The sequence below is a fragment of the Mesorhizobium sp. M0909 genome (assembly GCF_040319515.1).
Classification (GTDB): Bacteria; Pseudomonadota; Alphaproteobacteria; order Rhizobiales; family Rhizobiaceae; genus Mesorhizobium.
Map to the genome: position 1 here is coordinate 92,020 of NZ_JAMYOA010000008.1, position 22,419 is coordinate 114,438.

A 22,419-nucleotide genomic window follows, 5' to 3' on the forward strand; every position below is an offset into this window, starting at 1 on the left:
TAGCGCGGCGACGCGCAATCGCCAAGCAGAATCAGAACAAAAGGTGATCGATTCGCGTTAGGGCCGGCGAAACCCGGTCGGGCCGCCATAGAGATAACCGATACGGGCGACCGCCTCCCTCAGTCCTTCGCGCGACACCAGCATGGTGTGGCCGTTGGCGTGGATCATGGTCTCCGGATCCGTCATGATCGCGACGTGGCCTTTCCAGAAGACCAGGTCGCCGCGCCGCAACCCGGCAAAATCCGGCCCGGGATCGAGCGGTTCACCGACGGTCGCCGCCTGCATGTCGGTGTCGCGCAGCACTTGCCTGCCAGCCATGTGCATTGCAAGTTGCACGAGACCGGAACAATCGATGCCGAATCCGGAGACGCCACCCCACAGGTAGGGCGTGCCGAGAAACGACTCGGCGACCGCGACGTAGTCGGGGGCAAACTCGGCGACAGGCCTGAGATGACCCGAGATGACCGCCTGGCCGGACGGCAGCAGAGCATAATGCGTGCCGCGCGTTTCCGCTGAGCCCGTCACCGCCACCAATGACCCCATCGAGAGCTCCCCGCTCACCGGGAACCGCAAATCCGGTCCCGGATACAGGAAAGTGCGCGGCACCGAGACAACATGCGTGGCCGCATGGTCCCGACCGCCCAGCACAGTGTCGGCGACATAGCCGACGTAGCCGTCGCGCTCGGCCTGTATCCAGGCCCAGCCCCCAACGTTCTCGAAGACGAGGACGTCTTCGCCGAACAGAAGCTGGGTATCGACGCCGGCGTCCGGCCGCGGCGCCCTGCGGATGTCAGCGACGGAGGCTGATATGCGAGCCGGCCGGCCGGCGACGAAACGGTCGGCGGAAACCTCGCCTTTCAGCCTGGCGTCGGCGAGATCGGAGCGGAAGGCATGGAGGCGGGCATCCCTGGCGGTCAAATCGGCAACTCGTTCAAATGGGCAACTCGTTCAAATGGGCAACTCTTGGGCTCTGGCAATGATAACATCGCCAAAGCGCTCGACAAAGAGCGCGCCTTCTACTGTGCGCCTGACCAGCACGTTGCGCTTGTCGAGCTCGTCGCGGTGGCGCGACACCAGTTTCAGCGCCCCCATCGTATCGAGCGCACGGGTGATCACCGGCTTGGTGACGTTGAGGCGGGCGGCTAACCCCCGCACCGTGTGTGGCGGCGGATCGAGATAGATGGTGAACAGGATCGCCGTCTGGCGCATGGTGAGATCGGGCGCGTCGTCACGCACCTCGGATAACACCACCTGTTGCCATAGTCGCAAGGCCTGGCTTGGACGCATGATAATCGACATCCGTCCAGCATGACTGAAAATTGTTTCGGTTCCGTTTCAGTCAATAACTTCGTCGGCTATGCCCGAGAATCAAGCGTAGCGGTTCGAAATGACCTGCTCCAGCGCCCGGATGCCTTGCGCTTCGCCACCGGCAAGACCGTGCGGGCGGTCGGACGGGTTCCAGGCGAAGATGTCGACATGCGCCCAGCCGGCGGTCTTTTCCACGAAGCGCTTCAGGAAAAGCGCCGCGGTGATCGAGCCGGCGAAACCGTCTGACGTGACATTGTTGATGTCGGCCACCTTCGACGCCAGCTTGGCGTCATAGGGCTTCCACAACGGCATGCGCCATAACGGATCCTCGACCGCAACGGAGGCGTCCGCCAGCTCGGATGCAAGCGCCTCGTCATCGGTGTAGAACGGCGGCAGGTCGGGACCGAGCGCAACACGGGCAGCGCCTGTCAGCGTCGCCATATCGACCAGCATCTGCGGCTCTTCATCATCGGCCAAGGCCAAGGCATCGGCGAGTACCAGCCGTCCTTCGGCGTCGGTGTTGCCGATTTCGACGGTGATGCCCTTGCGGCTCACCAGCACGTCGCCTGGCCGGAAGGCGTTGCCGGCTATCGAATTCTCGACAGCCGGGATGAGCACGCGTAGCCGGACCTTCAGCCCGGTGGCCATAATCATGGAAGCGAGGCCCAGCACGTTGGCAGCGCCGCCCATGTCCTTCTTCATCAAAAGCATGCCCGAGGACGGCTTGATGTCGAGACCGCCTGTATCGAAGCAGACGCCCTTGCCGACCAGCGTTATCCTGGGGGCATTGTTCGGCCCCCAAATCATGTCGATCAGGCGCGGCGCGTCGGCAGATGCCCGACCGACGGCGTGGATCATCGGAAAGTTGGCGGTAAGAAGATCGTCGCCTTTGGTCACCGATATTTCGGCCTTGTGCGTCGCGGCCAAGGTCCGGGCGGCTTTTTCCAGCTGGCCGGGGCCCATATCGCTGGTCGGCGTGTTGACCAGATCGCGCGCCAGGAAAATGCCATTGGCGATGCGGCGGATGCGGGCAGCGTCGGTGCCTGCCGGCAGCGCGAAGCGAAGGCTCTTGCCTGGCTTCTTGCCGTAGCGGGTGAAGACATAGCCGCCGAGCGCCACGGCGAGTGCCGTAAGCTCCGGCTTGGCGGGTGCCGACGCAAAACGCCAGTCGCCCGCGGGCAAGGCTCTCGCCAGTGCGCCGACGGCCAGTGCGCCCTCGTCATCACCGGTGCCGAACAGGGCTCCGGCAATCGCGCCGTTGTCGCCAGGCACGATCAGCGTCCTGCCAGCTTCGCCGGAGAAGCCGTTGGCCTTGGCCCAGGCGACCGAGGATGGCGCAAGGCCCGCTGCCGCCAGAGCATCCTTCGCCACCAGATGGACCGGCAGCGCATTGCTCAATTCTTTCTCGACGAGTTCGACAGGCATTCGCTGGTCTCCGGGTTTTCCGAGTCGGCGTTTCTTAACTCTCCGTTAGGGTTAACAGAATATTTCTGCGGGAGGGAAGATGACCACGCAAATGGTCACGCGATGAACGGAGCCTTGGTGCCGATGCTGACCAACCGCAGGATGAACGCCAGCGCAAACAGGCTGATCAGCACGGCGTTGATGATGGCGCTTGCCGCAGGCGTCGCTGGCTGCGGAACCAGCAAATTGACGACTGGTTCGATTTCTCGTCCAAGCGGCAGGCCGCTGGAAACAATGTCGGCGGGCGAACTGCACAACGCTACGATGGCGCTCGGCCAGTCCTATGCGAAAAACCCCAGCGACAAGCGCATCGCGACAAATTATGCCGCGGCGCTGCAGATGGACGGCGACGCAGACCAATCGCTTGCGGTGATGCGCAAGCTGGCGATCGCCTTGCCGAAGGACCGCGACGTGCTCGCCGCCTATGGCAAGGCACTTGCCGCCAACGGACAGTTCGAACCGGCTCTCGATGCCGTGCGCCGCGCGCAGACTCCTGAATATCCTGATTGGAAACTGGTGTCGGCGGAAGCTGCTATTCTCGACCAGCTGGGCCAAAAGGACGAGGCGCGCCAAGGCTATCGCAAGGCGCTTGACCTCAGGCCGAACGAACCGTCGATCCTTTCCAATCTCGGCATGTCGTACGTGCTGGAAGGCGATTTGCGCACGGCCGAAACCTATATGCGCTCGGCCGCCCAGCAGCCGAATGCAGATAGCCGCGTTCGCCAGAACCTGGCGCTGGTCGTCGGTCTGCAAGGCCGTTTCGACGAGGCCGAGAAGATCGCCTCGCAAGAGCTGTCGCCGGATCAGGCGCAGGCTAACGTCGCTTACCTTCGCCAGATGCTGGCGCAGCAGAATGCCTGGAGCCAGCTCAAGGACCAGGACAAGGCAAAGCCTGGCACCAACTGACCGCTTCGACCGCCGAACCGGCGCGCGAATTCCGCAACATGTCTAACGCAAAGAGCCGCGCTGCACCGGCAGCGTGGCTGAATCGTATCAGCGTTTCTGGCAACGCCGCTGGTGCTACTCGCTGCTGGATTTCGGCTGGTCGCCGAAGATGCCGCGCTGGCTCACCTGGATGCCGGCGGGACCCAGAATGATGGCGAACAGTACCGGCAGGAAGAACAGGATCATCGGCACGGTGAGCTTCGGCGGCAGCGCGGCCGCCTTCTTCTCGGCGGCATTCATGCGCATGTCGCGGCTCTCACTGGCAAGCACCCGCAATGCATGCGCCACGGGCGTGCCGTAGCGCTCGGCCTGAACCAGCGCCTGGGACACCGACCTGACGGATTCCAGCCCAGTTCGGCTTGCAAGGTTCTCGTAGGCCTGCTTGCGCTCCTGCAGATAGGAAAGCTCGGCGTTGGTCAGGATGAATTCTTCCGCCAATGCCACCGATTGCGCGCCGATCTCATCGGCGACCTTGCGAAGCGCCGCTTCCACCGACATGCCGGACTCGACGCATATCAGCATCAGGTCGAGCGCGTCCGGCCACGCCATCTGAATCGACTGCTTGCGCTTGGTAGCGCGGTTGTTGACGTAGAGCACCGGCGCGTAGAACCCCGCATAGGCAACCACGATGCACACGAACAGCTTCACGAAAAACGGCTGCTCGGGCAATCCGCCGAGGACGAACAGATACATCGCCGCCAATGCAAAGCCGATGAAGGGCAGGACGAGACGGAAGAAAAGGAAGCGCGTCAGCGGATTTTGCCCGCGAAAACCCGCCACTTTCAATTTCTGCAAGGTACCTTCATCCGCCAGCGCACGCCTGAGATCCAGGCGATCGACAATATTGCGCATGCCGACCGACTGTTCTTCGCGCAGGCCCTTGCGGCGGCGGTCGGCTTCGATTGCCAGCCGCGCCCGCTGCTTGGCGCGCAGCTCATCGCGCTCCAGCGCCACGGATTTCATGCGCGCCTTGAGCTGGTTCCCGCCAAAGGCGGGCAGCAGCGTGAAGACGGTCGCAAACACCGCTATGCCGACCAGCAGTGCGATCAGCAGGGACGGATCGGTGAGAGTTCTGACGACGTGATCGGTCATACGCGAGTCCTAAACTTCGAAATTCATCATTTTGCGCATTACCAGGATGCCCATCGACATCCAGATGCCGGAACAACCGAGGATCAGATGGCCGGTGCTGGTGGTGAATAGGGGCATGATGTAGTTCGGGCTCGTCAAATAGACGAGACAGGCGACGACGAAAGGCAACGCGCCGATGATCACGGCGGATGCCTTGGCTTCCATGGACAACGCCTGGACCTTGGCTTTCATTTTCTTGCGATCGCGAAGCACGCGCGAAAGATTGCCCAGCGCTTCGGAAAGATTGCCGCCGGCCTGAGACTGGATCTGGATGACGATGCCGAAGAAGCTCGCCTCAGTGCACGGCATCGTTTCTGGCATGCGCATGGCCGCGTCGGGGATCGACAAACCCATTTGCTGCGAATCGACGATGCGGCGGAACTCGGTCTTGACCGGCTCGGGGGATTCGTTGGCGATCAGGCGCACGGCATCGTTCAGCGGCAGGCCGGATTTTACCGCACGCACAATGATATCGAGCGCGTTCGGAAATTCGTTGAGGAACGCCTTGACGCGGCGCGCGCGGCGAAACGAGACGAACCAGCGTGGCAGACCCAAGACGCCGACCAGCAGCGCAGCCGGCAAGACCAGCAGCGGTGCGCCGATGAAATAGATAAGAGCCGTCAAGACGACGCCGCAGACCGCCGAGTAGACATAAAAGCGCTCGAGCGAGATCTTCATGCCGGCCTGACGGATTTGGATCTTCAGCGGTGGTTTTTTGACCAGGCTCTGATTGGACTTTTGCTTTTGATCGAGATCCTTCAGCGAATCTTGGACGGACTTGCGACGCTTGGCCGCTTCCGCGACGCGATCGCGCGAAGCCTTGACGACGGAACGATCCGTCTCGGCGGTCTTGATCGATTCAAGCCGCTTGCCGACCTGCTTCTCGGTGCTGATCCGGTTGAACAGGAAAGCATAGGCCACAGCGCCGGCGCTGAAGCCGGCGAGCACGACGAATGCCAATACGGTGCCGTCAATTCCGAACATCGATCCTGGCCCCCACGTTTCCGGACGGATCAGTCAGCGCGCTTCTCCATTGCCTCTAGCGCAACGGCGAGGCGCTGCTCCTCACCGTAGTAGCGGGCGCGCTCCCAGAAATGCGGACGACCGATGCCGGTCGACACGTGCTCGCCCAGCAGCCTGCCGTTCGCGTCCTCGCCCTTGATGTTATAAAGAACGATGTCCTGGGTGATGATGACGTCGCCCTCCATGCCGATCACCTCGGTGATATGGGTGATGCGCCGCGATCCGTCGCGCAGGCGTGCAGCCTGTATGATCACGTCGACGGAGCCGACGATGATTTCGCGCACGGTTTTTTGCGGCAGCGTGTAGCCGCCCATGGCGATCATCGACTCTATACGGTTGAGGCATTCGCGCGGGCTGTTCGAGTGGATCGTTCCCATCGAGCCGTCATGGCCAGTGTTCATCGCCTGCAGCAGGTCGAACACTTCGGGTCCGCGCACTTCGCCGACGATAATGCGTTCGGGCCGCATGCGCAGACAGTTCTTGACCAGGTCGCGCATGGTCACTTCGCCCTCGCCTTCGAGGTTGGGCGGGCGGGTTTCGAGACGCACCACATGCGGCTGCTGCAATTGCAGCTCAGCCGAGTCCTCGCAGGTGATGACGCGTTCCTCGCGGTCGATATAGTTGGTCAGGCAATTGAGCAGCGTCGTCTTGCCCGAGCCGGTACCGCCCGAGATGACGATGTTGCAACGGACACGGCCGATAATCTTGAGAATCTCGGCCCCTTGTGGCGAAATCGAGCCGAACTTGACCAACTGGTCGAGCGTCAGCTTGTCCTTCTTGAACTTGCGGATGGTAAGTGCGGTGCCGTCAATAGCCAGGGGCGGTGCGATGACGTTGACACGCGAGCCATCAGGAAGACGGGCATCGCAGATCGGGCTTGATTCATCGACGCGGCGGCCGACCTGGCTGACGATACGCTGGCAGATGTTGAGGAGCTGCTGGTTGTCGCGGAACCGGATGCCGGTCTGCTCGACCTTGCCGTTGACTTCGATGTAAACGTTCTTGGAGCCATTGACCATGATGTCGGCAATATCGTCGCGCGCAAGCAGTGGCTCCAGCGGCCCGTAGCCCAAAACGTCGTTGCAGATGTCCTCGAGAAGCTCTTCCTGCTCGGCGATGGACATCGCGAAATTCTTGATCGCGATGATGTCGTTGACGATGTCGCGGATTTCCTCGCGCGCGCTTTCGGGATCGAGCTTGGCCAGCTGCGACAGGTCGATCGTGTCGATCAGTGCGGCGAAGACCTGGCTTTTGGTGTCGTAGTAGGTTTCGCTCTTTTGGCGCTGGATAGTTTTCGGCTCCGGCGCCAATGGCGGCGGCTCGACTGCACGGCGAACCTGCGCAGCAGGCGCGCCGGATGGCGGCAGCGTCGCGGGTCTGGCAGCTATAGCCGCTTCCATAGGGTTCGCGGCAGCCGGCGCAGCAGCTGCGGGTGCGGGCTGACGGAATTCCGGGATGGTCCGGTTGCCGTCGTCGCTGCCTCTTTTACCAAACATGATCGCTTACCAATTCCACCGCTGAGGCATCACTTCTTGTTGCGCGAAAGCTTGCCTATCAGGTTGCCGAGGCCAGCCTTTTTCTTCACCTTGATTTCGCTGCGCCCTGTCAGCACATGGGCGATCTCGTTGATCGTGGCGACGACCGGACTCTTGGCATCCATTTCACCGAGCATACGTCCGTTATTGGCAGCATTTCCGAACAAAAGCGGCTCGAAGGGGATGACCGACATCGGCGAAAGGCCGAGGGATTCGGAGAAATCGGACGGCGTAATCTCGGGACGTTTCGGCACACCGGCCTGGTTGATCACAAGCTTTGGCGCAGGATCGTTCGGACGAAGCCGCTTCAGCATGTCGACCAGGTTCTTCGTGTTGCGCAGATTGGCCAGTTCGGGCGTCGCCGTGATGACGATCTCATCGGCCTTGACCAGCGTGTTCTTGGTCCAGCCGGCCCACAAGTGGGGAACATCGAGCACGAGGAGCGGCGCGCTACGCTGGGCTATGTCGATAAGCTGGGTGAAAGCGTCGGGATCGAAATCGTAGACCCGCTCCAGGGTCGAAGGGGCCGCAAGCAGCGACAGGTGCTCGGCGCATTGGGCGAGCAGTCGGTCGAGATAGACCTCGTCGACGCGTTCCGGCGAGAAGACCGCCTCGGCAATGCCTTGGGCCGGGTCCTGGTCGAAGTTGATATTGGCCGTTCCGAAGGCGAGGTCGAGATCGGCGACAACCACTTCGGATTTGAAAAGGGACGACATGGCCCAGGCCACATTATGGGCTATGGTCGAGGAGCCGACGCCGCCCTTGGCACCGATGAAGGCAATCGAGCGGCCGATCGGCTCAGCTTCCGGATCAACGAAGATCGAAGACACCACGCTGACGATGTCGGCCATCGATACGGGCGCGATGACATATTCGGAGATGCCCGAACGGATGAGTTCGCGGTACAGGCCGACATCGTTGTAGTGGCCGACAACCACCACCTTGGAGGTCGGGTCACAATGCTCGGAGAGCTGGGCGAGTTGTTCCAGCAACAGCTTCGGCTCGCTGCGGGATTCAAGCAGGATCAGGTTCGGTGTCGGCGCCGACTGATAGAATTCGATAGCGGTGGGGATGCCCCCCATATGCACCTTCAGATGGGCCTTGGACATGCGGCGATCCTCGCCGGCGCGCTCGACCGGATTGGCTACGCCTTCGGTCTCGCAAAATGCCTGGATCGAAATGCGCGGGATCGGCCGCAACGCCTGCATTGCGGCAATATCCTGCTCCGAGGTTTCGCCGCCCGGTACCTCAGTGTCATAGGCAAGATTGCTCATTGTCATCACTTTCCGTGACTTGCGCGGCTTAGAGTTTTGTTGAGCCTCAACACTCGTTAATAATCGACTTCCGAATTGCCGAGGAATTCGTCCGAAATACCCCTGTCACGATAGACGTCGATCACCGCGCCGCGATTTTCCGCGTCGATCGGCGTCGGTTTGCGTGGCCCGATCAGATCGGACGGATTGGCCATCTGGGCAGCCAGATTGTTCTGATACGAACAGCCGAAATCGGCATAGTGCTTGTTTTCCGAAGTCTGCAGCAGGTCTTCGGGCCAGCGCCCGCATTTATCCGTCTGAGCCTTCACCGAGACGTAGGCAACGCGGACCGGTGCGGACGCTTCGGCTGAAACAGACTGATAGGACCGCATGGCGATCCGCTTCCGGCTGATGCCGCTGGCTATGGCGAGCCTGGCGAAATCGCGGCCGGCCGCGGCCGCTGCGATTTCGTTAGCTGAGCCGCTCGGAATCTCGATCGTCAGCACCGGAGCCGCGCTCCTGTCGTATCCGTTGAGAAAGCCCAGGAGCGTGTCACGCTGGGATCTGGTCATGCCACGGTCGCCGGCGCCGACCGGAAGGTCGATCTTCTGGACCTTCTCGGCGATGACGATAGGATGCGTGGTGCGATAGTCGTCCGGTATGGCACCGACCGTGACGCTGTCGCGATTGGCGCAGCCGGCCAGTGATGCCGCTACCGCGATCGCTATGATCGGAACGGCCGGCCGCCAGATCCGCGAATGAACGGACTGTATCGCGGTGACCGCCCTTGCCTTCGATACTGCCTGAGACATGTCGACTTCCCCGCTTACTTGTAGATAAAGCCGACAACGCCGTGATAGCGGCCGTTGGGCTTGTCGGTCTGCATGGTGCCGTAGACGCGGTTGACGCGGCCAAGGAACATGCCGGCGCCATCGCTGGCTGCGTTGAAATTGTCATCCGGCTTGGCAAGATCGTTGCGCGCCACCGGCTTCACCAGATAGGGCGTGATGATGATGACGAGTTCGGTCTCGTTGCGGACGAAATCCCTGCTGCGGAACAGCGTGCCTAGCACCGGTATTTTGGTCAGGCCGGGCAGCCCGGCAACCGCCTGCCTGATGTCGTCGCGGACAAGGCCCGCGATCATCATGGAACCGCCGGAGGGCAATTCCACCGTGGTGTCGGCCAGGCGTTTGCGGATCGACAGCAAAGTGGTGCCGGGTAAGTCGCCGGCTCCTTCCAGGACTGCGGCGCCTTCGGTCGTAGGTTCCGAAACCGACGTCCTCACTTTCAGGCTGATGCGGCCCGCCGAGAGCACGACCGGCTGGAATTCGAGCCCAATTCCATATTCAAGGCGTTCGTGCTCGTAGGTAATCTGGCCAGTTTGATTGTCGTTTGAAACGTTGCTTGTTCGGCCGGTGATGATATTGAATTCGCCGCCGACCTTGAAGGTCGCCTTCTCGCCGGAAACGGCGGTGAGAGTCGGCTCGGCCAGCGTCTTCATGACACCGCTTTGCTCCATGGCGTTTATGTACGCTTGAAGAGTTGAGCTGCCGATCGCCGCCCCCGAATATTGCGACAGTGGCTTTCCCAATCCGTATGCAGGCGTGGTGAGAGCGCTCCAACTGATGCCGTTGCTGCTGCCGTTGCCGACCATGTTGACGCCGAGCTGCTTCATCACCGTGCGGCTGACCTCGGCAACCGTCACCTTCAGCGTCACCTGGTCGTCGCCGATAATCTGCAGCAGGTTGACGATCTGGCTGACGCGGCGCTCGGCATCCGGGTTGTCGATGGCGACGCCGGCTTCGGCCGAACCGCCGGCAGCGGTCTGCGAATATTGACCCGTGGTAGCCTCGCCGCCGGACACGAAGATGTTTGCCAGATCAGCCGCGCGCTTGGCGTCAAGAGGAGTGTCGACGGTTCCGGTCAGAACGACGTTGTCGTTCAGCAACTCGACCTTGACCTCCGATGACGGGATGAAGCGCTTGATATAGTCCTCCAGCCCGGCAACATCGCGTTCGACCGCCAGGTCAAGGCTGACGATCTGCTCGCCATTCGGGCCAAAGACGAAGATGTTGGTCTCGCCGACCGCCTTTCCGAACAGATAGATGCGGCGGGCGGTGCGGGTCACTGCGTCGGCTACAGCGGGGTTGGCGACGAGAATATCATAGGCATCGCTCGGCAGGTCGATGACCACCGATTTATTGAGTCCGAGTTTGACCCGCTGGGTGGCGGTCGAAGCCGTGACCCTGGCATTGCCCGCCGCACTGGCATCGAGGATGCCATATGCATTCGTTCCAAGGAGAAACAGGCCGATCGCCACAGCCAGGGTGAGCGGCAGTTTGGTTTTTAGCCTCATTTCCTTGCCCCCACCTCGGAAACTTCGCCCGACTTGATCAACCGTACGGTGCCGCGCCGACCATTGCCGGAAACCAGGTAGTCGGCCTCGCCCACATTCTTGTCCTGGCTGTCCTTGATCGAGCGCAGCGCCAGTGTCAGGCGATCCGCCATCTGCTGTGCGACGGTGATGATCTCGGACTGCTGCGGCGTCAGCTCCAGGGTGGCGGTCTGGCCGACTCTGGTCTTCTTGCCTTCCTCATCCTCCTGAATGGTCTGGTCGATCGCCAGGACACGAATGTTCTTGAGGATAGTTTCGGTCGTGAAGCCCGGACCACCGCCATTGGCGGCATCGGTTCTGCGGGTCATGATGACGTCGACGAAATCGTTCGGAAGAATGAAGCCACCGGCCGAGGTGTCGGCCGAAATGCTTGTGGCGACAGCCCGCATGCCGGAGGGCAGGATCGACGACATGAAGCTTTGCCCTTCACCGATCAGCTTCGAGCGGCGCAGCGGCTCGCCGGCATAGAGCGCCACGCGGGCGACGGCGCCCTTCAGCTTGTCCAGCGCTTCAGGCTCGGCAGCGCGGGTGATGAAATTTGCGTTGATGCCGGCGGACGGCCATGACTCCCAGGAAATGTTGTTTTCAAGCGGACTGCCCATCGGAACGTCGCCGGAAAGAACAAGCACATCCTGCAGCGCGATCGCCGGCGCCTGAGGACCGGAATCGACAACTGGAGGCGGCGGAGCCACAACCATGTTCTTCGCGACATAGCCTGCACCGCCGGCCGCGGCTATCGCCACGCCTAGAATAATTAATCGGGATGCTGGCATCTGTCCGAACCTCGCCTTGGCAAACCACTAGCCAAGCCGGACTTTGCAGCGGCAATCGTCAAAACAAGGTTAATGTTATACTTACGATCGTGATTAATTTAAGGTTTACATAAATTAGAGCGACAACTCTGGCCCGAAGGAAAACGTGGCCAATTCGCCTGCTCGGCGCCAACGGCGGAAAGCGAAATTCAGCCCGCCAGCCTGGTAAGCGCCCAGGCCATCAACGGTGAGTCGGAATAGGTGAGCAGACCGCCAATGCCAAGCGCAATGCCGTACGGAACGCCGGTCGCCTCATCGGCGAAATGGCGCAGGAACCGATTGTGGCTTGTGACGGCGGCAAGCAGCGATTTTCGATAGGCGAGGATGGCAAGGGTCAGCAGACCGCCGATGAATGTCGAGGTGACAAGATACTCGACGAGATGGATGTTCAGTCCCATCCATACGGCAGTGGCGGCCAGGAGCTTGGCGTCGCCGCCGCCCATGCCGCCAAGCGCGAACAGGCCGAATGTCACTACAAGAACCAGGCCGCCGGCGGCGAAGTGCCCGCCATAGGTGGCCCAGTCCATGCCGGTCAAGGGCGCAACCAAGGCAAAGACAACGACGAGCAGCACAGGCACGCGATTGGCGATCGTCATCGACAGCATGTCGGAGATCGCGGCAAAAAGCATGCAGAATGGAAAGACGACGAAGATCACGGCTTCAAGCATGGGCGTGGCGCCTGTGGTCAAACTGTACCCGGTCCCAGCCTAGGTATGTTCGATTAACGATTGATGAGGTCTAAAGTTCAAAATCATGCGTAGGACTAAATAAGGGCCGCCAGTGCGGCGGCCCTTATTGGGAAGCAACGGAATGTTGTTGCTTACGAAGCGTTGACCTTGGTGGCAATCTTGTCAAACTTGGCGTTCAGCGCGGTGCCGAGCGAGGTGGCGCCGACCATGATGGCGAGCGCGATGAGAGCGGCGATCAGACCGTATTCGATAGCGGTCGCGCCGGATTCGTCCTTCACAAAACGTGCGATGAGGTTAGACATTTGAGCTCCTACTCCAATTGTTACAGCACTTCCGTCAACTTCTCTTGGTGGCTGATCGGATACTGCGAATCTAAGGAGAAGCTGTTTCAATCGGCTTAATAAACAGGCTTACCGATTCCTTTCCCGCTTCGATGGCATTGCGTGGTTAACCCAGAACTAAAATACCCGCCGCTAGGACCCCGGGCCGACAAAAGGCGCAAAAGGCGCAATTCGGCAAAGACGTTCCAGCCGTGCCGGCTAGGCCCAATGCCGGTTCCGGCTTGATCCTGGACTCCAGCCGCTTAACGGTTGGTTCACCAATCTCGTTCATGTTTCGTTGAACAGTTTGCCAAGGGGGCGCCTCAATGGCCGGGCCGAGATCATCATTTCCAGTTGCCGTGCTTTGTGCCGCAGCGGCTTTCGCCTTTCCAGCCAAGGCCGGCGCCGGCATCGAGGTGACGATGAACCAGGCAAAGATCATCAAATTGTCGCGCGCCGCCGATACGATTGTCGTCGGCAATCCGGCGATCGCCGACGCCTCCGTGCAGGACGCATCGACGATCGTACTGACCGGCAAGGGATTTGGCGTCACCAATCTTGTCGTCCTCGATCAGGAGGGCAACCCGATCGTCGATGAGCAAATAACCGTCGTGCGCCAGGCGGCGGCGTCGGTGCGCATCTATCGACGCGCCGAAGTGCAGACGATGTCCTGCGCGCCATATTGCGAAAGCTCGTATAAGAGCGATGCCGAGAAGGCCTCTGAAGCCGAGATGAGCGCCGGGCATTAGCTAGCCGACGTCTCCGTCTTTGGCGAGAACGTGCTTCGGTTATGGCCGGGTTAAGGCCTTCCCGTTGAATTTAACGGTCATTCCAACCGGACTTCAATCGGTTCCGACTAAGGGTGGGACCGATACAGAAGCGGCATCGGCGGGCAGAGGACATGAGCAAGGCAGGACGAGCAGGTTCTCCAAGACGGTTTTTGGGCGACCGCCGCGGAAGCGCGGCAATCGAATTCGCCATGCTTGCAATTCCTTTCGCGCTTCTTGTCTTCGCCGTACTGGAGAGCTGCATTTCATTTGCCGCACAGGAAGTGATGGCAAACGCCACAGACGACATCGCGCGCCAGTTGCGTACCGGCCAGCTAAGACCGGCCGATGTGTCCGGCACCAAGCTGCGGGATATGATCTGCACCAAATTGGAGATCATGGTCGCCAAGACCTGTCCCGGATTGCTGGTGGACTTGCGCGAATATCCGACCTTCGCCGATGCGGCGCTGGCCGGTTTCAAGATCCAGGATGGCGACGTCGTGCTGACCAAGGGCACGAGCACACAGACCTTCACGGTCGCACCGGGCCTGGCGGAGTCGAGAAACATGCTGCGGGTTTTTTACAAATGGCCGGTGATGACCGACTTCATGGCCAAATCGATGGCCAATCTGAAGGACGGCAAAACGCTGCATTTCGCCTCGATCACTTGGCAAAACGAGCCTTTCGACAACTGAACCACCTAGTCGCTTGAAAAGGGCAAAAGCCATGATTCGTGCGGGGGCACAACTGGGCATCGCAGGGATTTGTACAAGAGCAGTCCGGCTTTGCTCGGACCGCCGCGGTATTGCGGCCGTCGAGTTTGCCCTCATCGTGCCTGTCCTGTTGATCATGTACTTTATGACAATGGAGGCCTCGCAAGCCATCGAGACCAGCAAGAAGGTCAGCCGCATCGGCAGCATGGTAGCGGACCTCGTCACACAGCAGCAGACCATCAAGGCGGCCGATGTCGATGCCATCATGGCGATCGGCAGTTCCACGCTCCAGCCCTACAACCGCTCGAAACCGAAGATCATTATCACGGCGATACAGGTGACGAACGAGACGACGCCGAAAGTCCTGGTCGTGTGGTCGCGCAAACTGGTGGATGGCGTCTCTAGCCTCGACGCCGTCAAGGATTCCACCACAACGGTCCCGAGCGCGCTCAAGATCAAAGGCACTTTCCTCATTCGGGTCGAAAGCGATCTCGCCTACAAGCCAATCATCACCTGGTCGGCGGACGGCCAAAGCCGGTTCGGGTTGAGCTCGGTCTTCAATTCGATATCAATGGCGGAAACTTATTATCTGCGGCCGCGCAGGAGCCCGACCATTCCGTGCAGCGATTGCTGACGCCTGAAGCCCGCTAACGGTCTGTTGCTATTGCTTGCACCCGCGGGCCGAGACTAGACGCACGATGGCTGCAGCCGGCACATCGTCCCTCGGACCGGCAACGGTTCGGCGACGATACCAATACGGAACGTTCCGAGCGCGCGCCAGGTTTGCGCAAGACCCCTCCAGCAGCAAAGCCAGTACGGCGGCGAATGCTGTCAGGGCAAGCCTCATGCGAGCTCCGCGCCGCGCATTTCCATCCGCCGATCGACCATGCCGCGATTCGTCTCTCCGGGACCAGCATGCCAACCGTGCTGTTTGGGTTTCCGAATTGCCAATGGCGGCGCGGAACCCTATGTCTGAGCCAACACACAGGCAATGATGAACCTTTCGATGGCACGCGCCTTCCTTTTTGTCCTCGACTCCTTCGGCATCGGCGGCGCGGCCGATGCCGAACGCTATGGCGACACCGGCTCCAACACGTTCGCACACATCGCGCGGGCCTGCGCGGAAGGCCGCGCCGATCGCGAAGGCCTGCGTGACGGGCCCCTTCTTGTACCAAACATGCTTGCGCTGGGCCTCGGCCAGGCCGCGGCAACGGCGACGGGTTTCAGGTTCGAGAATGCCGGCAGTGCGCCGCTTGCCGCCGCCTTTCACGGCGCGGCCCAAGAGGTTTCGAGCGGCAAGGACACGCCATCGGGCCATTGGGAAATAGCCGGCCTGCCGGTCCGTTTCGACTGGGGTTACTTCCCGGACGCGATTCCGGCCTTTCCGGCCGAGTTGACCGAAGCAATGGTGCGTGAAGGGAAGGTGCCTGGCATCCTCGGCGATTGCCATGCTCCGGGCACCGAGATTATCGAACGGTTCGGCGAAGACCATATCCGTACCGGCAAGCCGATCTGCTACACCTCGATCGACTCCGTCCTGCAGATCGCCGCGCATGAGGTTCATTTCGGCCTGGAACGGCTTTACGAGTTCTGCAAGGTGGTGCGCAGGCTCGTCGATCCGCTGAATATCGGCCGCGTCATAGCACGGCCGTTCATCGGTGAAACCGCCGCCACGTTCGAGCGAACGCATAATCGTCGCGACTATGCCGTACCGCCGCCGGAACCGACGCTGCTCGACCGGCTGACGGCGCGCGGCAGCCGGGTTATCGCAGTCGGCAAGATCGGCGACATTTTCGCCCATCGGGGCATCTCGGAAGTCCGCAAGGCTGCCGGCAACATGGCGATGTTCGACAAAGCGCTCGGCGCCATGGAAGACGCGCGCGACGGCGACCTCGTCTTCGCGAACTTTGTGGACTTCGACACCGAGTTCGGGCATCGGCGCGACGTTGCGGGGTATGCCGCCGCGCTCGAGGCTTTCGACCGGCGCCTGCCCGAGGCATTCGCACAGCTGAGGCCAGGCGATCTGCTCATTTTGACCGCCGATCACGGCAACGATCCGACGTGGCGCGGCACCGACCACACGCGCGAGCGGATTCCGGTTATCGGGACACGGCCGGGTTTCAAAGGCGCAGACATCGGACTGAGGATGACATTTGCCGACATCGGCGAAACCGTCGCCGAACATCTCGGGCTGGCGCGCGGCCGTCACGGCACCTCCTTCCATGCTAAGATAGGTGGCCATGCCTGAGCTGCCGGAGGTAGAGACGGTCAGGCGCGGTCTGCAGCCGGCCCTTGAAGGTGCCCGCATTGTCGGTGTCGAGGCACGCCGGCCGGATTTGCGGTTTCCGTTCCCCGCGAGATTTTCGGAGCGGCTGACCGGCAAGACGATTGCGGCGCTCGGCCGCCGTGCCAAATATCTGACAATGCACATGGCCAACGGCCCGGTTCTGATCTGCCATCTCGGCATGTCGGGTTCGTTTCGCATCGAAACGGCCGACGAGAGCGCAACGCCCGGCGCGTTCCACCACGAACGTTCGAAAAACACTGCTCACGATCACGTCGTCTTCGACATCGCATCCCCTGCCGGCGTCCGCTCTCGCGTGATCTTCAACGACCCGCGCCGCTTCGGGTTCATGCTGTTTTCGGAAGGCAAGCCCGACATGCATCCGATGCTGGCGGGATTAGGCGTCGAGCCTACAGGCAACGCACTGGACGGCACGCTGCTCGCTTCGTTGCTGAAAGGTCGCAAGTCACCGCTGAAAGCGGCACTTCTGGACCAGAGGCTAATTGCCGGGCTAGGCAATATCTACGTCTCGGAAGCACTTTGGCGGGCCGGCCTGTCGCCGCTGCGCGAAGCGGGCACCCTCGCGAGAGCCGGCAAGAAAGCCAAAGAGCAGAGCGAACGCCTGGCCGAAGCTATCCGCTCGGTCGTCGCCGATGCGATCGCCGCCGGCGGCTCGTCGTTGCGCGACTATATGCAGACCGATGGATCGCTGGGCTACTTCCAGCATTCCTTCGCGGTTTACGATCGCGAGGGCGAAGCCTGCTCCAAGCCTGGTTGTGGCGGCCACATCGAGCGTATCGTGCAAAGCGGTCGTTCGACTTTCCACTGCCGGGCCTGTCAGGCTTAAACCAGAAGCGAGGAGGAGCAAAGCATGGGCTATGAAACCATCATCGTCGAAACCCGCGGCAAGGTCGGGCTGATTACGCTGAACCGGCCGCAGGCGCTCAACGCACTGAATTCACAAGTGCTGGCGGAACTGGTCGCGTCGGTGAACAGCATGGGCGCCAATGCCGACATTGGCGCCATGGTCATCACTGGTTCGGAGAAGGCTTTCGCGGCAGGTGCCGATATCAAGGAAATGCAGTCGATCTCCTATGTGGATGCCTATGTGCAGGATTTCTTCGTCGGCTGGGAAGAATTTACGCGGGCACGAAAGCCGATCATCGCGGCGGTGGCGGGCTATGCGCTGGGGGGCGGCTGCGAACTGGCGATGATGTGCGACTTCATCATCGCCGCCGATACCGCCAAGTTTGGCCAACCCGAGATCACGCTGGGCGTCATGCCCGGCATGGGCGGATCGCAGCGCCTGACCCGTTTCGTCGGCAAGTCCAAGGCGATGGATATGTGCCTTACGGGGCGAATGATGGACGCAGCCGAGGCCGAGCGTTCCGGCCTTGTCTCGCGCGTCGTGCCAGCCGGCGAGTTGATCGAGGAAGCGCTTAAGGCAGCAGCGAAGATCGCCGATTTTTCCTTGCCGTCGGTGATGATGGCGAAGGAGGCCGTCAACCGCGCCTATGAGACGACGCTCACCGAGGGTCTGCGGTTCGAGCGCCGGCTGTTTCATTCGCTGTTTGCGCTGGATGACCAGAAGGAAGGCATGGCGGCCTTCACCGGCAAGCGGAAGCCGAATTTCACGAACCGATGAGATGACGAGGCACCGGTTAAAAAGAAAGCACTGCAGCGTTGACGTGCCGGAAAAGCTGAACTATAAGCCGCACCAGCCGAGGCGGCCCTGTGGCTGCCCGTTTGTTTTTTGCGCCCCGCGGTATCCCGCAAGCGCCCACCAGATCAGAAGAGAGGCACCATGGCCAATACCTCCTCGGCCAAAAAGGCAACGCGCAAGATCGCCCGTCGCGCAGCGATTAACAAGAACCGCCGCTCCCGCGTCCGAACCTACATCCGCCAGGTCGAAGAGGCGCTCGCGGCTGGCGACAAGGCGGCCGCACAGGCTGCCTTCAAGGTGGCCGAGCCGGAACTGATGCGCGCCGCGACCAAGGGCGTGGTGCACAAGAACACGGCATCGCGCAAGGTGTCGCGGTTGGCCCAACGGGTCAAGGTGCTGTCAGCCTGATATATCCATTCCTGAACTGCGCTACTTCAAACCCGGCCAATCGCGCCGGGTTTTTTCGTTTGCCGGCAAGTACTTAAAAGAAAGCCCGCAAAATGGCGCTCCGCGAGCATTTCAAAGTTCGAAATGCTTTGCCGGCATATACATGCCCGCTCATATTCGGAGCCTCCGAAACCGCCAATACGAAAATTTCCGAGCGTCACGGATTACCGTTTCCTTTCAGAAGCTTACCGATGGTGATCCACAGCTTGTTCACATCAGCTGCGGCCGATAGGCGACAATTGGCTGTCAAGTGAATTATTTCAGAAAATTTCGCGTTGTGTGGCCTTTTTCATATTCGCCGGAAAAGGGTTTGAATCACAATGGCTTTGTCAAAATCAACTATTGCAGCATGGCGTTCGAAACGTCCCTTGCTAGTCAGATTCCTTAAAAATCCGTTAGGGGTGGCCTTGCCCTATCCACAGCGATTTCGGTAAGGTCTGTCCATCGAAGGGATGGGCCCTTGGCCCTTGACCAGCCTGAAACCGGCCAGCTCAAATTGGCAGAGTTTACAGCGCGGATTCAACTCCGCGGACGGGGTTGGTTTGTCTTTTCGATACGGTAGGGGACTGGCGTAATTGTACATGGCAGGTCGACGGTGCGCCGGCGGTTTTTCGCCGGACGGCATTTTGTTGCCCTGACATGACCAAAGCGGATCGGCGCTTCGGCGCCGGACCGACAACGAGGCGATTCATCAGCCGGCGGCGGCGATGGTGTCGCAGCGAAGACACGGTCGCCGGAAACATGGATGCAGGAGGCGCATCCCCGGCGGAAAACAGGTACAAGAGACAAGGAACTCGATCATGCAGAGCGGCGGCATCGAAAGGGAGCTTACAGGCGACCTCCCATTTCCTGGAACGTTAGTCGGAAGGAACGACATGGCGGCTTCCAATGAAGCTGAACAGAAGTTCGATCGGGTCAAGGCCCAGTTGAAGGCGCGTCTGGGAACCGAGGTCTATTCGAGCTGGTTCGGGCGCATGAAGGTCGCTGAATCCTCTAAGGGCATTGTCCGCATCTCAGTGCCAACTGCATTCCTGCGTTCATGGATCAACGGCCACTATCTCGATCTCATCACCGAGTTGTGGAAGCACGAGGATCCGGAGATCCTCAAGATCGAGATCGTGGTTCGCACCGCCACACGGCAGGGCCGCAACAGCGTCGAGCCAGAAGTGGCGCCGGCGCGCAAGATGACCAGGCAGACGCAAACCGCGCTCTCTGCGGGCACGGCGAGCCCCAGCAGGGTCGAACGGGTCCCGGCACCCCGCCCGGGGATGCCGGCAGAAACCGAGTTCCGGCACAATGTTCTCGGTTCGCCGCTCGATCCACGCTACACTTTCACCTCCTTCATCGAAGGACCATCGAACCGAGTGGCTTTTGCCGCCGCCAAGGCGGTCGCGGAATCGCAGTCGAGCGCGGTGCGTTTCAATCCGCTCTTTCTTCACGCGACGGTCGGGCTGGGCAAAACGCATCTGTTGCAGGCGATCGCCGCAGAATCGCTGAAGCAGAATCCGAAATCGCGGGTCGTCTATCTTACGGCTGAGTATTTCATGTGGCGGTTCGCCACCGCGATCCGCGACAACAACGCACTGACGCTGAAAGAACAGCTGCGCGACATCGACCTCCTCATCATCGACGACATGCAGTTCCTGCAGGGCAAGTCGATCCAGCACGAATTCTGCCATTTGATCAACATGCTGCTCGACAGCGCCAAGCAGGTGGTGGTCGCTGCCGACCGGCCGCCGTCCGAATTGGAGTCGCTGGAGCCACGCGTCCGCTCGCGCCTCAACGGCGGCGTCGCGCTGGAAATGTCGGCCCCGGATTTCGCCATGCGTATCGGTATGCTCAAGCTCAGGCTTGCCACCGCCAAGCTCGACGATGCGTCGCTGGATATTTCCGAAGAGATACTCAACCACGTCGCCCGCACGGTGACCGGCAGCGGGCGCGAGCTCGAAGGTGCCTTCAACCAGCTTTTGTTTCGCCAATCCTTCGAACCGCAGATCACCATTGACCGCATCGACGAGATCCTCGGCCACATCTATCGTTCGGGTGAACCGAAGCGGGTGCGTATCGAGGACATCCAGCGCATCGTCGCGCGCCACTACAACGTGTCGAAGACCGAACTGCTGTCCAACCGGCGCACACGCACCATCGTCAAGCCGCGGCAGGTCGCTATGTATCTGTCGAAGGTGTTGACGCCGCGCTCGCTGCCGGAGATCGGGCGGCGGTTCGGCGGCCGCGACCATACGACCGTGCTGCATGCGGTGCGCAAAATCGAGGATCTTTCCGGTGCCGACAACACACTGGCGCAGGAACTCGAATTGCTGAGAAGGCTGATCAACGACCAGGCCTGATGGCCCGAAAAACGCCGGCTCGCGAACTTCGGCCTTTTTATCCCCAGAAAGCCCGCGCAGCCGGTCCGAACCGGTGGCGCGGGCTTGCGTTTGCCGGGTTTTTCCTGTCAGTTTACGCAGATTCTGAGCCTGTTCAGACCTTTCGCGGGGCGCCGCTTGCCGGAGACCCGTTCATTCATTCAAGCGAGCCTGTTTCGTCATGCGTGTTATCCTGGAACGGTCAAATCTCCTGAAGTCTCTCAACCATGTTCACCGCGTGGTCGAGCGGCGCAACACCATTCCGATCCTGTCGAACGTGCTGCTCAGCGCCGAGGGGGCCAGCCTTGAAATGAAGGCGACCGACCTCGACCTGGAGGTGACCGAAGCGACGCCGGCAAAGGTCGAACGCGGCGGGGCGACAACGGTCCCGGCGCATCTGCTCTACGACATCGTACGCAAGCTTGCCGACGGCGCGGAGGTGGCGCTGAAGACCGACGAAGACGGCAACGCCATGACGGTGACGTCGGGGCGCTCGAGCTTCCGCCTGCAGTGCCTGCCGCAGTCCGACTTTCCCGAACTTTCAGCCGGGTCGTTCTCGCATATCTTCCGGCTCGATTCCGTCGGACTAAAGGGCCTCATCGAAAAGACCCAGTTTGCCATCTCGACCGAGGAGACGCGCTATTATCTGAACGGCATATATCTGCACACGCACGAGACCGGCGGCAAGCTGAAGCTGCGCTCTGTCGCGACCGACGGCCACCGGCTGGCGCGCGCCGAGATCGATGCGCCGGCAGGCTCTGAGGGTATGCCTGGCGTCATCATCCCGCGAAAGACGGTCAGCGAACTGCAAAAGCTGGTCGACGATCCCGATGTTGCAGTCACCACCGAGTTGTCCGACACCAAGATCCGTTTCACCATCGGCAGCGTTATCTTGACCTCCAAGCTGATCGACGGCACTTTCCCGGACTACCAGCGCGTCATTCCGACCGGCAACGACAAGAAGCTGATTATCGATCGCCAGAGTTTCGCCGCTGCCGTCGATCGCGTTTCGACCATTTCGTCCGAACGCGGCCGGGCGGTGAAGCTTTCGATCGCCGAAGGACAGGTCACGCTTGCGGTCAACAACCCGGATTCGGGCAGTGCCACCGAGGAACTGGCGGCCGACTATTCGTCTGATCCGATCGAGATCGGCTTCAACGCCAAATACCTGCTCGACGTTGCCGCGCAACTGACCGGCACGGAGGCGAAGTTCATGCTGGCGGATGCCGGTTCCCCGACGCTGATCCACGATATGGCCGACGAGACCGCGCTCTACGTGCTGATGCCGATGCGGGTGTAGGGCC

22 protein-coding genes are annotated in these 22,419 nt (G+C 60.9%); 10 read left to right on the plus strand and 12 right to left on the minus strand.

Annotated elements, in window-relative coordinates; genetic code table 11:
* Positions 1–57: 57 nt before the first annotated feature.
* From NKH83_RS14800 to NKH83_RS14810, 3 genes are all read right to left on the minus strand, one after another.
* Positions 58–918, minus strand: coding sequence for a C40 family peptidase (locus NKH83_RS14800; protein WP_352475950.1), 861 nt, complete (start codon positions 916–918; stop codon positions 58–60).
* 30 nt (positions 919–948) lie between these two features.
* A complete protein-coding gene (locus tag NKH83_RS14805; RefSeq protein ID WP_023676939.1) occupies positions 949–1,299 on the minus strand; it encodes a MarR family winged helix-turn-helix transcriptional regulator in 351 nt (116 codons plus the stop codon).
* A 69-nt stretch (positions 1,300–1,368) separates the two neighbouring features.
* Complete coding sequence (locus tag NKH83_RS14810) at positions 1,369–2,733, minus strand: leucyl aminopeptidase family protein (protein ID WP_352475951.1); 1,365 nt, start codon at positions 2,731–2,733, stop codon at positions 1,369–1,371.
* Positions 2,734–2,856: 123 nt separating this feature from the next.
* Between NKH83_RS14810 and NKH83_RS14815 the strand changes: the two genes are divergently transcribed.
* Positions 2,857–3,678, plus strand: coding sequence for a tetratricopeptide repeat protein (locus tag NKH83_RS14815; RefSeq protein WP_352476076.1), 822 nt, complete (start codon positions 2,857–2,859; stop codon positions 3,676–3,678).
* A 114-nt stretch (positions 3,679–3,792) separates the two neighbouring features.
* On the opposite strand, the gene NKH83_RS14820 is transcribed toward NKH83_RS14815, so the two are convergent.
* The 9 genes from NKH83_RS14820 to NKH83_RS14860 form a co-directional block, all read right to left on the minus strand.
* Entirely contained in the window at positions 3,793–4,809 is a 1,017-nt protein-coding gene (locus NKH83_RS14820) for a type II secretion system F family protein (protein WP_254816298.1), read from the minus strand.
* Between the two features lie 9 nt (positions 4,810–4,818).
* Complete coding sequence (locus NKH83_RS14825) at positions 4,819–5,832, minus strand: type II secretion system F family protein (protein WP_352475952.1); 1,014 nt, start codon at positions 5,830–5,832, stop codon at positions 4,819–4,821.
* A 29-nt stretch (positions 5,833–5,861) separates the two neighbouring features.
* Entirely contained in the window at positions 5,862–7,367 is a 1,506-nt protein-coding gene (locus NKH83_RS14830; protein WP_352475953.1) for a TadA family conjugal transfer-associated ATPase, read from the minus strand.
* A gap of 29 nt (positions 7,368–7,396) precedes the next feature.
* A complete protein-coding gene (locus tag NKH83_RS14835) occupies positions 7,397–8,680 on the minus strand; it encodes a CpaE/TadZ family protein (protein WP_352475954.1) in 1,284 nt (427 codons plus the stop codon).
* Positions 8,681–8,736: 56 nt separating this feature from the next.
* A complete protein-coding gene (locus NKH83_RS14840) occupies positions 8,737–9,471 on the minus strand; it encodes a CpaD family pilus assembly protein (RefSeq protein WP_352475955.1) in 735 nt (244 codons plus the stop codon).
* Between the two features lie 14 nt (positions 9,472–9,485).
* Positions 9,486–11,015 carry a type II and III secretion system protein family protein gene (locus tag NKH83_RS14845; protein ID WP_352475956.1) on the minus strand — a complete coding sequence of 510 codons (1,530 nt, stop codon included), beginning with the start codon at positions 11,013–11,015 and terminating at the stop codon, positions 9,486–9,488.
* On the minus strand, positions 11,012–11,827 hold the full coding sequence (cpaB, locus tag NKH83_RS14850) for a Flp pilus assembly protein CpaB (protein WP_254816292.1): 816 nt from the start codon (positions 11,825–11,827) through the stop codon (positions 11,012–11,014). The genes NKH83_RS14845 and cpaB overlap by 4 nt, the downstream gene beginning before the upstream one ends.
* Before the next feature lie 188 nt (positions 11,828–12,015).
* On the minus strand, positions 12,016–12,534 hold the full coding sequence (locus NKH83_RS14855) for an A24 family peptidase (RefSeq protein ID WP_352475958.1): 519 nt from the start codon (positions 12,532–12,534) through the stop codon (positions 12,016–12,018).
* 152 nt (positions 12,535–12,686) lie between these two features.
* Complete coding sequence (locus NKH83_RS14860; RefSeq protein WP_254816290.1) at positions 12,687–12,857, minus strand: Flp family type IVb pilin; 171 nt, start codon at positions 12,855–12,857, stop codon at positions 12,687–12,689.
* Positions 12,858–13,201: 344 nt separating this feature from the next.
* On the opposite strand from NKH83_RS14860, the gene NKH83_RS14865 reads away from it, so the two are divergent.
* The 9 genes from NKH83_RS14865 to dnaN all read left to right on the plus strand — a co-directional run bounded on the left by NKH83_RS14865 (position 13,202) and on the right by dnaN (position 22,415).
* A complete protein-coding gene (locus tag NKH83_RS14865; protein ID WP_254816289.1) occupies positions 13,202–13,624 on the plus strand; it encodes a pilus assembly protein N-terminal domain-containing protein in 423 nt (140 codons plus the stop codon).
* 152 nt (positions 13,625–13,776) lie between these two features.
* Entirely contained in the window at positions 13,777–14,337 is a 561-nt protein-coding gene (locus NKH83_RS14870; protein WP_352475960.1) for a TadE/TadG family type IV pilus assembly protein, read from the plus strand.
* 31 nt (positions 14,338–14,368) lie between these two features.
* Positions 14,369–14,989: a TadE/TadG family type IV pilus assembly protein gene (locus tag NKH83_RS14875; protein WP_254816287.1), complete on the plus strand. Its 621-nt coding sequence runs from the start codon at positions 14,369–14,371 to the stop codon at positions 14,987–14,989.
* Between the two features lie 372 nt (positions 14,990–15,361).
* Positions 15,362–16,603 (plus strand): phosphopentomutase, encoded by a 1,242-nt coding sequence (locus tag NKH83_RS14880; RefSeq protein WP_352475961.1) that lies wholly within the window; start codon positions 15,362–15,364, stop codon positions 16,601–16,603.
* Positions 16,596–17,486, plus strand: a complete 891-nt coding sequence (mutM, locus tag NKH83_RS14885; RefSeq protein WP_352805416.1) for a bifunctional DNA-formamidopyrimidine glycosylase/DNA-(apurinic or apyrimidinic site) lyase — start codon at positions 16,596–16,598, stop codon at positions 17,484–17,486. Before NKH83_RS14880 ends, mutM begins: the two co-directional genes overlap by 8 nt.
* Before the next feature lie 24 nt (positions 17,487–17,510).
* Positions 17,511–18,284, plus strand: a complete 774-nt coding sequence (locus tag NKH83_RS14890) for an enoyl-CoA hydratase (RefSeq protein ID WP_254816283.1) — start codon at positions 17,511–17,513, stop codon at positions 18,282–18,284.
* A gap of 159 nt (positions 18,285–18,443) precedes the next feature.
* Positions 18,444–18,710 carry a 30S ribosomal protein S20 gene (rpsT, locus tag NKH83_RS14895; protein WP_023676922.1) on the plus strand — a complete coding sequence of 89 codons (267 nt, stop codon included), beginning with the start codon at positions 18,444–18,446 and terminating at the stop codon, positions 18,708–18,710.
* 839 nt (positions 18,711–19,549) lie between these two features.
* Positions 19,550–21,097: a chromosomal replication initiator protein DnaA gene (dnaA, locus tag NKH83_RS14900; protein WP_502894179.1), complete on the plus strand. Its 1,548-nt coding sequence runs from the start codon at positions 19,550–19,552 to the stop codon at positions 21,095–21,097.
* A gap of 199 nt (positions 21,098–21,296) precedes the next feature.
* On the plus strand, positions 21,297–22,415 hold the full coding sequence (gene dnaN, locus NKH83_RS14905) for a DNA polymerase III subunit beta (protein ID WP_352475963.1): 1,119 nt from the start codon (positions 21,297–21,299) through the stop codon (positions 22,413–22,415).
* Positions 22,416–22,419 lie beyond the last annotated feature (4 nt).